Origin of the sequence: Endozoicomonas sp. ALC013, assembly GCF_049310205.1 — a bacterium.
GTDB lineage: Bacteria > Pseudomonadota > Gammaproteobacteria > Pseudomonadales > Endozoicomonadaceae > Endozoicomonas.
This window is the reverse complement of sequence record NZ_JBLYNS010000022.1, coordinates 1-12,710: the sequence shown is the minus strand read 5'-3', so window position 1 is coordinate 12,710 and position 12,710 is coordinate 1. Positions and strand designations below refer to the sequence as shown.

11 protein-coding genes are annotated in these 12,710 nt (G+C 52.2%); 3 read left to right on the top strand and 8 right to left on the bottom strand.

Going from position 1 to position 12,710, the window contains the following annotated elements:
- Nucleotides 1-472 precede the first annotated feature (472 nt).
- From acpP to ACO6V1_RS06565, 6 genes are all read right to left on the bottom strand, one after another.
- Nucleotides 473-706 carry an acyl carrier protein gene (gene acpP / locus ACO6V1_RS06590; protein WP_020582918.1) on the bottom strand — a complete coding sequence of 78 codons (234 nt, stop codon included), beginning with the start codon at nucleotides 704-706 and terminating at the stop codon, nucleotides 473-475.
- Between the two features lie 212 nt (nucleotides 707-918).
- A complete protein-coding gene (fabG, locus tag ACO6V1_RS06585; protein ID WP_422448793.1) occupies nucleotides 919-1,701 on the bottom strand; it encodes a 3-oxoacyl-ACP reductase FabG in 783 nt (260 codons plus the stop codon).
- Between the two features lie 14 nt (nucleotides 1,702-1,715).
- Nucleotides 1,716-2,654, bottom strand: a complete 939-nt coding sequence (gene fabD / locus ACO6V1_RS06580) for an ACP S-malonyltransferase (protein ID WP_422448795.1) — start codon at nucleotides 2,652-2,654, stop codon at nucleotides 1,716-1,718.
- A 573-nt stretch (nucleotides 2,655-3,227) separates the two neighbouring features.
- The gene (plsX, locus tag ACO6V1_RS06575; protein ID WP_422459997.1) at nucleotides 3,228-4,262 is read right to left on the bottom strand and encodes a phosphate acyltransferase PlsX; all 1,035 of its coding nucleotides are present in this window, start codon (nucleotides 4,260-4,262) and stop codon (nucleotides 3,228-3,230) included.
- 8 nt (nucleotides 4,263-4,270) lie between these two features.
- Complete coding sequence (rpmF, locus tag ACO6V1_RS06570; RefSeq protein WP_209276529.1) at nucleotides 4,271-4,453, bottom strand: 50S ribosomal protein L32; 183 nt, start codon at nucleotides 4,451-4,453, stop codon at nucleotides 4,271-4,273.
- A gap of 54 nt (nucleotides 4,454-4,507) precedes the next feature.
- A complete protein-coding gene (locus tag ACO6V1_RS06565) occupies nucleotides 4,508-5,101 on the bottom strand; it encodes a YceD family protein (RefSeq protein WP_422459873.1) in 594 nt (197 codons plus the stop codon).
- A 178-nt stretch (nucleotides 5,102-5,279) separates the two neighbouring features.
- Between ACO6V1_RS06565 and ACO6V1_RS06560 the strand changes: the two genes are divergently transcribed.
- Complete coding sequence (locus tag ACO6V1_RS06560) at nucleotides 5,280-5,861, top strand: Maf family protein (protein WP_422459875.1); 582 nt, start codon at nucleotides 5,280-5,282, stop codon at nucleotides 5,859-5,861.
- Nucleotides 5,862-5,903: 42 nt separating this feature from the next.
- Here the strand turns inward: ACO6V1_RS06560 and ACO6V1_RS06555 are convergent, their stop codons facing one another.
- Both ACO6V1_RS06555 and rluC read right to left on the bottom strand, forming a co-directional pair.
- Nucleotides 5,904-6,890 (bottom strand): S49 family peptidase, encoded by a 987-nt coding sequence (locus ACO6V1_RS06555; protein ID WP_422466254.1) that lies wholly within the window; start codon nucleotides 6,888-6,890, stop codon nucleotides 5,904-5,906.
- Between the two features lie 42 nt (nucleotides 6,891-6,932).
- On the bottom strand, nucleotides 6,933-7,892 hold the full coding sequence (gene rluC, locus ACO6V1_RS06550) for a 23S rRNA pseudouridine(955/2504/2580) synthase RluC (protein WP_422448803.1): 960 nt from the start codon (nucleotides 7,890-7,892) through the stop codon (nucleotides 6,933-6,935).
- A 919-nt stretch (nucleotides 7,893-8,811) separates the two neighbouring features.
- Here rluC and rne point away from each other — a divergent pair.
- Nucleotides 8,812-11,970 (top strand): ribonuclease E, encoded by a 3,159-nt coding sequence (rne, locus tag ACO6V1_RS06545; protein ID WP_422466252.1) that lies wholly within the window; start codon nucleotides 8,812-8,814, stop codon nucleotides 11,968-11,970.
- Between the two features lie 230 nt (nucleotides 11,971-12,200).
- Nucleotides 12,201-12,683 carry a hypothetical protein gene (locus ACO6V1_RS06540; RefSeq protein WP_422448807.1) on the top strand — a complete coding sequence of 161 codons (483 nt, stop codon included), beginning with the start codon at nucleotides 12,201-12,203 and terminating at the stop codon, nucleotides 12,681-12,683.
- The last annotated feature ends 27 nt before the right edge of the window (nucleotides 12,684-12,710 follow it).

Sequence of the window (12,710 nt, the reverse complement as noted above, 5' to 3'; positions counted from 1 at the left end):
CCTGTCGTATAGATTTAATGAACCGTCATTCACATCAAAGCATCGCCACAGCAGCCTGACTATGAAAAAACGACAACAACACGATGATAAGTAGTTAACCAAATGAAATCATATTTTCTGACTAAGTGGTCAGTCACTCCCGGCAACTGCTCCTGCGTTGCTCTAGCTCCTGCATCCATGCAGTCGTGCGGCGTTACAACTCCGGTCACATAGCTAAGGCTATGCTCCCTTCGTTGTGCCTTGCATAGTAACTGCCCACTTAGCCAGAAATATACGATTCCATTTGGCCAACTACTTAATGTCATCACGCAGCCAGCTTTTACCGCGATAGCCAGCAGACTGCCATAAACAACAAAAGCCGCAGACCATCGTCGTGCGGCTTTCGAGTGACATACTTTGGGGATACTTTCGCTAGAGAATATGTATCGGGAAAGCGTGTCACAAAGATACAGTTGTGCAAATCAAGGCAGAATCAGGAGTGTGCAACAACGTAGTCAATTGCTTCCTGAACAGTGGTGATTTTCTCAGCCTCTTCATCAGGAATCTCGGTTTCGAATTCCTCTTCCAACGCCATCACCAACTCAACAGTATCCAGAGAGTCCGCGCCAAGATCCTCTACGAATGACGCACTGTTAGTGACTTCGTCTTCCTTCACGCCAAGCTGTTCGCAAACAATCTTCTTAACGCGCTCTTCAATGGTGCTCATACCTTGTTGTGCTCCTATCGATATTCGGTGCAGCCTGAGGCTACAGGTGAACTAGTGTATATGGTCAATTATGGGAATTTCAAGCCAGTTCATGGAAAACCGGTGACCATCCACGCAAATTGACAACAGATTTAACAAAACCCCAAAACCCAACCCATTAGAACAGGGCTTGCCTCGCCCTGCTCATTACTACAGGTTCCGGCCAAGGAGGATTAATTCATGTACATGCCGCCATTGACATGCAAGGTCTCACCAGTGATATACCCGGCAGGCTCACTGACCAGAAATGCAACAGCAGCGGCAATTTCTTCCGGCTGCCCCAACCGGGCCAGGGGAATCTGGCCAAGCAGGAAGGACTGCTGCTCTTCAGGCAGCGCCCTGGTCATATCGGTTTCGATAAAGCCCGGAGCAACGGTGTTCACGGTAATGCTTCTTGAACCGACTTCACGGGCCATCGCCCTGGTGAAGCCTTCAATACCGGCCTTGGCTGCCGCATAATTTGCCTGCCCCTGGTTACCCATGGAACCAACGACAGAGCTGATATTCACTATCCGCCCCCAGCGAGCTTTAGTCATGCCACGCAGGACAGCCTTACTCATCCGGAAGATGGAACTGAGATTAGTATCAATAACGTCATCCCACTCCTCCTCCTTCATGCGCATCAGGATATTATCACGGGTAATGCCGGCATTGTTGATCAGAATCAACGGTGCGCCATATTCTGCGCAGATCACCTTGAGCACTGCCTGACATTCATCCGCTGAAGTTACGTTCAGGGCCATGCCCTGACCTTGAATACCTTCCGCCTGCAAAGCGTCAGTAATGGCCGCCGCACCGGACTCAGACGTTGCCGTGCCAATCACGATGGCTCCGGCTTTCCCCAGGGCAAATGCTATGGCTTTGCCAATACCACGACTGGCACCGGTAACCAGGGCAACCTTCCCCTTCAAACCATCTCCTGCAATGGACCGATCCAGCTCTCTTTCAGCAGTCATTTCCCGCCTGTTCCTTATTGGTTAGCTTCTGCCAGCATCTGAGCCATAGCGTCAGCAGACTCCAGCGTAGCAATGGGCGCACGTCGTGCAATACGTTTATTCAGTCCAGCCAGCACTTTACCGGGGCCGCATTCAGCAAACCGGCCAACACCAGCGGCCATCATGGTTTCCACAGACTCAACCCAGCGAACCGGACTGTACAGCTGAGCCACCAGATTCGCCTTAAGCTGAGCCGGATCAGAACAGACACTGGCAGAGACATTCTGCACCACCGGAATCACCGGCTCGATCAACTCAATACCGTCCAACGCTTTTTGCAGGCGCTCTGCAGCAGGCTTCATCAAGGCACAATGAGAAGGAACACTGACTGGCAGCTCAATCGCCCTTTTGGCACCCGCTGCTTTGGCAGACTCAATGACACGTTTAACTGCGGCAACCTGTCCGGCAATCACCACCTGACCGGGGGCATTGAAATTGACCGCCTCGACCACTTCATCACCTGCCGCTTTCTCACAGGCAGCAACCACATCTGCATCATCAAGGCCAATAATAGCAGCCATGGCTCCTGCACCGGAGGCAACCGCCTCCTGCATAAACAGTCCACGCAGACGAACCAGACTGACGGCATCGGCAAAATTCATCGCACCGGCACACACCAGGGCCGAATATTCACCCAGGCTGTGCCCGGCCATCATCGACGGCGCTTCGCCCTGACGCTCACACCAGAGACGCCAGAGAGCCACACTGGATACCAGCAATGCAGGCTGGGTATTCTCCGTCTGATTCAGCGCCTCAGCAGGCCCCTCAGAAACCATGTTCAGGAGATCAAAACCAAGCCCCCCGGTGGCTTCAGCAAACGTTGCCCGCACCACTGGCTCTGAAAGATAGTCAGCGATCATGCCAACTTGTTGGGACCCTTGTCCTGGAAAGACAAAAGCAAGCTTATCCGTCATTGCAACCCGCTCTTTCGCTTGGCTCTCCTGTTACCGAGAGGCCTGAAATTCAATTGAATACGAAGCGAACCTCTCGGTACAACCGCACCGATTAATGCAGTCAGCCCAAAGACCAGATACGCTTCCCAATAAAAAACCGGGGCAATTATAGGAAAAATAGACAACAAGGTAAGTAAATTTATGTTTCCAATAACAAAAAAGAACCAAAAATGATTATAAGCACAGAATAATTAACACAAAATATTATAGATACCATTACCTGCAAATCCCGTGCAATCTCTGACCTGGAGTTGCAATTGATCATTATTAACGGTAAAGCCTTGGCAATAAGTTCAGTAAGGCAGTCACAATGATCTATGCAGGGCAACTTATTTTTCCGGAACATTCACTCAGAAACGATCAGCGAAAAATACAACCTGTTTAACCGAGGCAAGAGACCAGCTACCAGACCCGGAAAACCAACAGTCTGTTTTTGAGGCAGTAGCCCTGTTGTTATTCCGGGGCCGGTAATGTACGCTCACCTGCTATTTCGGATCATATCTTCCAGGGATGGCTTTCAATCATCATTAACCTTTACCCCTCTCCCAGCATTAATTCTATCTCTTCTGCCAACCGCCCGGGAACATCACTATCCACTTCCCTGACGGCCTCGCCGATAGCCCGAAAAAAACCTTCTTCATCGGAGTGACCGTGACTTTTGACCACAATCCCCTGCAGCCCGAGAAAACTGGCACCGTTGTATACTACCGGATCAATGCTTTTATAGATTTTGCGCATGACCGGCGCAATCAGCAGAGAGAGAAACCGACGCCAAAGCGTCTGCTGAAAAGCGGCAACCAGGCTGTCACGGATTAAACCGGCAACCCCCTCTCCGGTTTTCAGGGCAATATTGCCAACAAAACCGTCGCAGACCACCACATCCGCGCCACCGGCAAACACATCATTCCCTTCGATATAGCCGATGTAGTTCAAACGACCATCTTCTTTCAACAGCCGATTTGCCAGCTTTACCTGTTCATTCCCTTTGATATCCTCAGTGCCGACGTTCAGCAACCCCACCCTCGGAGCATTGATACCCCTGACAGTAGCGGCCAGCAAAGACCCCATCACAGCAAACTGATAAAGACTATTGGCTGGACAGTCAACATTGGCCCCCATATCCAGCAGCAGAACACTGCCACCCGCACAGGGAATAGCTCCGGCAATGGCGGGACGATCAATACCCACAAAGGTCTTCAGGGCAAATCGCCCCATGGCCATCAGAGCCCCCGTATTCCCCGAGCTGACGCAGGCAGCCGCATGGCCATCAGCCACCTGCTCAAGGGCAACCCACATGGAGCTATCCTCTTTGGATCTCAGGGCAAAAGAGGGTTTTTCATCCATGCCAATGGTCTTACCAGCATGAATAACCGTAAGGCGGGACTGATCGAAAGCAATAGAAGAGAGGTGACCGGTAATCAGTTGCTGATCACCTACCAGGGAAAGATGAAGATCCGGATAAGCATCCAGGGCTCGGAGGGCAGCCCGGATACGAGAACGGGGACTTTCGTCCCCGCTCATAACATCAAGCGCTATTCTCCGTCCTGGAGCTGCTGACCATCCTGGCATACAACGACTCACTCGCCGACTTTACCTTCAAGCACTTTGCGGCCACGGTAGAAGCCGTCAGCGGTCATGTGATGACGACGATGAGTTTCGCCGGAAGTCGCATCAACAGACAGCTGAGAAGCAGTCAGACTGTCGTGGGAACGGCGCATGTCACGCTTGGAACGGGTTTTACGGTTTTGCTGAACAGCCATGTGTCAACTCTCCTAAATTCTTTGCCTGGAACTCTATTTGGGTTCGGTAGTACTTTAATCCTGATCAGCTTTCAGACTAGCCAGAACACTGAACGGGTTACGACGCTTTTTCTCTTCCTCTGCCCGGGCAGCGGAAGCCTCAGCCTCTTCATCAGATTCAGTAGTAAAGTTCTGCTGAACCTGGCAGGCTTCAGGCGGATGATAAGCCACGATAGGAAGGCTCAACAGAAGCTCTTCCTCCAGCAGGGGCACTAACTCCATCGGCTCCTCCTGGAGCATCAGGGGTTCATAACCCTCTGGCAGGGACCGGGCCTGCTCATCGGTCAATACACCCATCAGGTTGAGGTCTGAACGCACGGGAAGTTCTGCTACATCAAGGCAGCGCTGACAAATCATTTTAAGATTCGCTTCAACATGCCCCTCAAGAACCACTCGGTGATCTTCGCTCATGTAGAAATGAAGAAAGACCTTCACCTCGCCCTGATCGTCAGCGAGACTGGCCACCAGTCGATCAAACTGTTTAAGCGCCAGCGAACCTTCAAACTGTAACCCCTGACGCGCGAGTTTCCGCGGATCAATGGTTTTTGGTAATTGGCCTGATAACATAAGCGCGCAATCATAGGGCGATGCCCCTTTGCTGTCAAACATCCTTTTCGGGTGAGGTTTATCAGAATTTCAACTATTTCATGAATAACATGCCTGAAGACAGTATTTTTCACAACCTGCTGCCGGATGGCGCAGGCGTGTTTTACAAAAATTCGTAACCGTGCATACTGTGCTCGACTATCCGCACCCTTTGCCCGCACCACCAGCACAACATAAAACGATGAATATATTGCTAGCCTCAGGCTCACCCTATCGAAAAAGCCTGCTTGAACGACTTAACCTGACGTTCAGCCAGGCCTCACCAGACATTGACGAACCCCCTGAACCCGGAGAGAGCGCCAGGGAGCTGGCCATCAGGCTTTCCCGGGAAAAAGCCCTGATACTGGCAGATCAGCATCCGGACACCCTGATTATTGCCTCCGACCAAACCGCCGCGCTGGACAATAGAATTCTGGGCAAACCCGGAACCCGGGAACAAGCCATTCAACAGCTGTCCAACTGCAGCGGCAGACAGGTGGTTTTCCACACCGGACTTTGCCTGCTGAACACCGCTACAGCAGAGCATCAGCTGACCTGTGTGGATTACACCGTCTGGTTCCGAACACTGTCCAGCACGCAGATTGCCACCTATATAGATGCAGAAAGTCCGCTGGACTGCGCTGGCAGCTTCAAATGTGAAGGACTGGGCATAACCCTGTTCGAGAAAATGGCTGGCGATGATCCTGACAGCCTGATTGGACTGCCACTGATCACCCTGACCACCATGCTGATGAATGAAGGGGTTTATCCTTTGGGCAGATAGGGTAAATACACCGGGTCTTGCACAGCAGACCCGGTAATCAAATCACATTAACTGAAAACCGTCACCCAGGGCTTCCACCAAAGTGGCGCTGACACCAGCCCCAAAATCCCGGGCAAATTTTTCCAATGGTGAAAGGCGAAAGGTGTAATCAACAATATCCTCTTCACCCACCACTTCACGGGCCACATAACCGGCACTGCCCAGACCATCAATCAGACCCAGTGTTTTGGCCTGTTCACCAGACCAGACCATGCCTGAAAAGATATCCGCCCGATCAGCCAGTCGATCACCCCGCCCGTTTTTTACCGCGTCAATAAACTGCTGGTGAATAGTATCCAGCGACGCTTGCCATTCGACAGCAGCTTCACGGTCCACGGACTGGAATGGATCAAGGAATGCCTTATTTTCACCGGAGGTATAGGTTCTGCGGGTAACCCCCAGCTTCTCCATCGCCCCGACAAAACCGAAACCAGAGGAAATAACGCCGATAGACCCTACCAGGCTGGCCTTGTCAGCGTAAATTTCATCAGCGGCAGCGGCAATGTAGTAGCCGCCAGACGCACCAATATCCATAATGACCGCGTAAAGAGGAGTATCCTTGTGCAGTTCGCGCAGCCTGAGAATCTCATCATAGATATAGCCAGATTGAACAGGGCTACCACCCGGGCTGTTAATTCTCAAAATCACCGCTTTAGTGCCCGGATCCTCAAAGGCTGAGCGTAATCCCGACACCACGACATCTGCATTCACATCGCCACCACCAATCTGGCCATCAATCTCCACCAGCGCCGTATGCTCACTGGAGCCATCACTGATCACCACATCATTGATATTGGTCGCGTTATAAATGACAGCAACGGAGAAAAACAACCAGCCAAAGGTCAGCAGCTTAAAAAATATACCCCATCGCCGGGAACGCTGCTGCTCCAGCAGCGAGCCTTTGGCCAGGGCATCCACCAGATCCCAGGCTCGATTACTGTCCAGGCTATCCTGCGCCTCAGACGAGGACTCCCGCCACTTGTCTTGCATAATCACCCCTTAAACAGGTTCACTCAAAAACGATCATATTTATCAATTCTTCGGTTCGGCATCCAGCCCTTGTAAAGCTGACAACACCTCAGCCAGGTCGTCCGGCAAAGGCGCTTCAACCTTCAATCGCTTACCATCCAGCAGGTCAAATTCGATACTGGCGGCATGCAGGAACAGCCTTTTAAGACCAAACTGCTTCTGGGACTGATTGTCTGAATCCTTACCGTATTTTTCATCCCCGGCAATGGGATGCCCTGCGTGCAGACAGTGAACCCGAATCTGATGGGTCCGCCCTGTGATGGGGTAAGCCTCAACCAGGGTCATATTTGGAAAACGGTTCAGTACTCGAAACGCTGTTCGGGATTTTTTGCCATCCACATGCACCCGGACCATCCGCTCTCCTGACTGCAGCACGTTCTTCAACAGCGGCGCATTGACCAGCTGCTTTCTCGCTGGCCACTTACCCACCACCAGCGCATGATACAGCTTTTCAACTTTTTCTTTCTGCTGCAACTGGTTATGCAGGTGACGCAGCATACTGCGGCGCTTGGCAATCACCAGACAACCCGAGGTGTCCCGGTCCAGGCGATGCGCCAGTTCCAGCGTGCGGTTATCCGGCCGTAGCTGGCGAAGCGCTTCAATTACACCATAAGACAGACCACTGCCGCCATGCACAGCAAGCCCGGACGGTTTGTTGATAATCAGCAGCAGATCATCTTCATAAAGTACCGCTTTTTCCAATTGAGCGATCACGCTGTCAGCGGGCCTTACCGGAGCCTCCCTTTCGGCCACCCTGACCGGAGGAATACGAACAACATCGTTCAATTCAAGGCGATAATCTGCGCTTACCCGCTTTTTGTTGACCCGTACCTCACCCTTGCGAACGATACGATACACCCTGGTCTTGGGCACACCTTTAAGAACCCGCAACAGAAAATTATCAACACGCTGACCAGCCGCATCCTCATCAATGGTAATAAAGTTAACGTTTGCTTGTTTCAATCGTCTAACCACATATCTGTTTATGCCAAGTTGCAGCCCCGAAAGCTCTACCTTAACCGGTTGAGATAAAAAGACTTTCAGGGATTACCGCGATTTTCTTTCAGGTAATGTTATCAGCTTTGTGTCATTTGAAGCACTTACAGATTACTGATATAGTTGTGGCACTGCCTTGTAACTATCCGAAGAGGCAGTTCGATTTACGAAGTCTGAGCATGACCCGAAAGGGATAGCATCACTTAAATTCCGCTAACCGGGCCGAAAATAAACCGGAGCTACGTTTACCCGATGAACAAGTCCGGGCCAGGTAACTCCGGGAATAGCCGCTCAGGCAGACATCATGGCAGATGAACCAGTTGCATCCCTCCCTGAGGGCATGAGTTCCTGCCATGGTGCTGAACGATTAAAGACCACGGCCACAGCCGTGATAGATAAACAGTGCCACCCAAGAACAGAGGTTGCGCTCCCGATACCAGGGATGAAGAACAGCGGACGGGTCATATGCTAGTGACAGGCTCAGTGATACCTGTAAACGTATCCACAACCAGCCAGAAGCGCCCGATCAACGCATCTCCCCACTATGCATCCGGTCAACATACGGATGCAGATTGCTATATCGTTACAGCCTTACCCTTGAATAAGCCCGGCTGTAAGTCTGATAGTTGGTTACCACCGACCACACCGTTCTCCTGCGGTTGTTGGCCTGTGTACACTCGGGTAGCACCGGAGAGTTTGTACAGAAGCTGAAGGAAACCAGTTGCACTGCCAGCCACCATGAATACGTCAGGTGGCAGGCCGGGCGCTTCCGGAAAGACGATGGATTGCCCGTCAAACCAATGAATGCGCTGGATTTACCGAATGTCACGAACAACTTTTCGCCACCAACATCTGCTTAGGGTAGCCATTAGCAATTTGGTACTCTATGAAGAGAATGTTGATCAATGCAACCCAGCAAGAAGAGCTGAGGGTTGCACTCGTCGATGGGCAGCGCCTGTTCGATCTGGATATCGAATCCGGAGCCCGCGAACAGAAGAAAGCCAACATCTACAAAGCAAAAATCACCCGTGTTGAGCCCAGCCTGGAAGCCGCGTTTGTGGACTTTGGCGCAGAGCGACACGGCTTCCTGCCTTTAAAAGAGATCTCCCGGGAATACTTCGTCGGCCATACTGGTGGTCGTCCCAACATCAAGGAAGTCATCAAGGAAGGCACCGAGGTTATCGTTCAGGTCGATAAGGAAGAGCGTGGCAACAAAGGTGCCGCCCTGACCACACTGGTCAGCCTGGCAGGCCGCTACCTTGTACTGATGCCCAACAACCCACGGGCCGGTGGCATCTCACGCCGTATTGAAGGCGATGAGCGCGCTGAACTGCGTGAGGCCATGAGCAAGCTGGACATCCCCGCCGAAATGGGCGTCATCGTTCGCACAGCCGGCCTTGGCCGTTCAACAGAAGACCTTCAGTGGGATCTGGACTATCTCCTGCAACTCTGGAACTCCATCAAAGATGCTGCCGATAAAAATCCCGCACCATTTTTGATCTACCAGGAAAGCAATGTCATTATCCGTGCTATCCGCGACTATCTGCGCCAGGATGTTGGTGAAGTACTGATCGACAAAACCCAGGTTTATCAAGAAGCCCTGGATTTTGTTAAACAGGTCATGCCCCAGTACCAGAACAAGATCAAGCTGTACAAAGACAGCGTCCCCCTGTTCAACCGCTTCCAGATTGAAAGCCAGATCGAGACCGCCTTCCAGCGTGAAGTCAAACTGCCATCCGGCGGCTCCATTGTTATTGATCCAACAGAAGCCCTGGTGTCCATTGATATCAACTCCGCCCGTGCAACCCGTGGTGGCGATATCGAAGAAACCGCCTATAACACCAACCTCGAAGCGGCGGATGAGATTGCCCGCCAACTGCGCCTGCGCGATATTGGCGGACTGATTGTTATCGACTTCATCGATATGGGCAGCAACCGGAATCAGCGGGAAGTTGAGAACCGCATTCGTCAGGCGCTGTCGGTTGATCGTGCCCGCGTTCAAACCAGCCGTATCTCCCGCTTTGGCCTGCTGGAAATGTCCCGTCAGCGTCTGCGCCCATCACTGGGTGAAACCAGTGGCGTGGTCTGCCCTCGCTGCTCAGGCCAGGGCACGATTCGGGATATTGAGTCTCTGGCCCTGTCTATTCTGCGCCTGATGGAAGAAGAGGCCATGAAGGACAAGACGTCCGAAATTCGCGCACAGGTTCCTGTGCCGGTGGCGGCATTTCTGCTGAATGAAAAGCGCAAAATGATCGCCAAGATCGAGAAGCGCCATGATGCCCGCATCATCGTTATTCCAAATGCCAATCTGGAAACTCCCCATTACGATGTCCAGCGCCTCCGTGACGACAATCTTCAGGATCGCGAGAGCAGCTACGAAATCATCCTTGAGGGTGAAGACGCCAGCCCGGAAGAGCTGACCACAGCCACCAGGCCTCAGCCCAGACAACAGGCCGCCGTGCGCAATGTTGCCCCGGCACAGCCTGCACCCGCCATTAAAGCGCCTGAAGCAAAACCCGGATTTATTGACAGCCTGCTGAAGTCCATCGGCAGCCTCTTCAACCCGGAAAATGATGACGACAAATCCGCTGGCCAGGACAAACTCACCCAGCAACGTCAACCGGCGCGTCGTGACAGTCAAGCTGGCCAGAACAGGAAAAAGACCCGAACTGATTCCCAGCGCCGCGACAGACAGGACAGCAACCGTCCTCAGAAAGAGCGCAAAAAGAGTCAGCAGGAACGTTCAGACAACCGTTCCAGCAGCCAGGAAAACCGTTTTGAAAGGCAGGAAAGACGCCAGCGTGACAAACCGGAAGTAGCGGAACAACGGGAACCCAGACAGGAACGCCGCCAAGACCAGGAACCAGAACAAGGCTCCGGTGATCGTCGACGCCGCCCGAACTCTGCACCCCGTCGTCGCAACAACCGACAGTCTCAGCGTCAGCAACAGAATGAACCGCAATTACAGCCACTGCTGCCTGAAAGCGCTAAAGGGGCAGTAAATGCGCCTGCTGTTCATGAAACTGCCGCACAGGAAAGCATTCCACAGGAAAAGCGTGCTGACAAAAAAGAGTCATTTGCCAGCATTGAGAAGCCTGAGCTGGAAAGCAGAAAAGCTGCAGCAGCTGCCCCGGAAGCTCCTGCAGCCCCGGCCATGCCAATGGACAAGGTAGAGGAAACCAGCAAGGCTCCTGTCGAAGAGCAAGCCGTTGCCAACACCCCTGAAGCACCGGACGAAGTGAGACCTCGTCGCTCCAGAAGAGTGAAGAATGACCCTCGCCGTCTCAGGGAAACTCAGCAGTCTGCGCCTGAGGAAGTCAGCGAACCTGAAATCCCTGCTGAGAGCGACTCACCAGCCAATCAACAGCCTTCTGTCGATAAAGAGCCAACAGTTGAGCTTGCAACAGCTGGAGATTCTGAAGCGCAATCGGAAAAAGCAGAACAAGCCTCCGTTGAGACCAGCACTCAAGAACGCCAGACTGACCTGCCCGTTGCCGCCGCAGAAGCAACAACCGTTGAGCGGGAGAAGGTAACCCCACGCCCTCAGATGACAGAAATGGCAAAAGCCGTTGCCGCTTCCCATAATCTAGATAAGCCAGCGTTTGCAACCATGCCACCCGCTTTCGAGAAACCAGCCGTAGCGGAAGCAGAGGCTGTCGAGCCCAAGCCGACCATGACCGCCAATGAAGCTGAAGAGATGCTGAAGCAGGCATTAAATCAGTCTGATGAAGACAAGGCCGTTGTTCATGAAAGCCAACAGGAGAAGCCCGCTGAGGCTGCCACGGCACCACAACCTTTAGCGACTGAGAGCAAAGCAGCAGAAGCACCACAAGCAGCTGAGCGTGACCAGACAGCAGAGGTTAAAGCCAGCGAAGCTGAAGCATCTTCTGATGATGAAACCGTTGAAAGGCCGCGTCGTCGTCGCAGCCGTGCTCACAACGACCCCCGGGCAAAGCGCCAGACTCAGCAGATCGAACTGCCTGTTGAGCCAGAAAGCGAAACTCAGGAAGCTCCGCAGGTGCGCACTGAAGAAAGCAACCTGTAATAAGGGTTGATACTGAACTGAACGGGGTGGTTTCCACCCCGTTTTTTTTTGCCTTGAAAAACCACCAGAAGGCTCTCCAGTCATAGCGATGGACAATAAATCTCTGCCGAACTCGCACCCACGAAAATTAAAAGAGCCACAACCCGCCACTGGTGGAACTTTTATCAATTTCAGAAATCAAAACAAGGAGTAAACCATGTAACTAAAACAACCAAAACAGAGGGAAATTTATGAAAAACAACCTATTCAAGCAGTGGGTAATGGCCAGTTTACTGTGCATTCTATCCTGCTCTGCATTTTCAGACGTTGAATATTCAGGCATCGCTTTCAGCAACGTAGATATCCACGGTCAAGGCACTGAAGCCGACGTTAAACCCGGTGAAACTGTCGGCATCCATGCCCATTACAAATGGCTCTGGCCCCGGGAAGAAGCCAGCATTGTCCAGATTATTGTTGGTATTGATGGCATAGGTGCTCAAACAACAATTGCCAATGCCATTGTCGTTGATGGTCGATATCTTGACCCTCATTACAATGATATCACCGAGCAAGATGTAGACTTTCACATCGTTGCACCCAACGAACCCGGCACTTACCAGATCCGCTTCCGCTACGCTCAGGCCTACGGGGCCGAAGAGGCCGTTGGAGTATGGTGGTACGTTGATCAGGCTCCTACCGACGAAGCAACAATTGGCACTATTACTGTCCGTTAAACGATATGACACGCTAGGAGCCTGTCA

Coding starts and splice junctions, on each gene's coding strand:
- ACO6V1_RS06555 (WP_422466254.1), bottom strand. CDS start 6,890: ATGCAAGACAAGTGGCGGGAGTCCTCGTCTGAGGCGCAGGATAGCCTG.
- rne (WP_422466252.1), top strand. CDS start 8,812: ATGAAGAGAATGTTGATCAATGCAACCCAGCAAGAAGAGCTGAGGGTT.
- ACO6V1_RS06560 (WP_422459875.1), top strand. CDS start 5,280: ATGAATATATTGCTAGCCTCAGGCTCACCCTATCGAAAAAGCCTGCTT.
- ACO6V1_RS06540 (WP_422448807.1), top strand. CDS start 12,201: ATGAAAAACAACCTATTCAAGCAGTGGGTAATGGCCAGTTTACTGTGC.
- rpmF (WP_209276529.1), bottom strand. CDS start 4,453: ATGGCTGTTCAGCAAAACCGTAAAACCCGTTCCAAGCGTGACATGCGC.
- acpP (WP_020582918.1), bottom strand. CDS start 706: ATGAGCACCATTGAAGAGCGCGTTAAGAAGATTGTTTGCGAACAGCTT.
- fabG (WP_422448793.1), bottom strand. CDS start 1,701: ATGACTGCTGAAAGAGAGCTGGATCGGTCCATTGCAGGAGATGGTTTG.
- ACO6V1_RS06565 (WP_422459873.1), bottom strand. CDS start 5,101: ATGTTTGACAGCAAAGGGGCATCGCCCTATGATTGCGCGCTTATGTTA.
- fabD (WP_422448795.1), bottom strand. CDS start 2,654: ATGACGGATAAGCTTGCTTTTGTCTTTCCAGGACAAGGGTCCCAACAA.
- plsX (WP_422459997.1), bottom strand. CDS start 4,262: ATGCCAGGATGGTCAGCAGCTCCAGGACGGAGAATAGCGCTTGATGTT.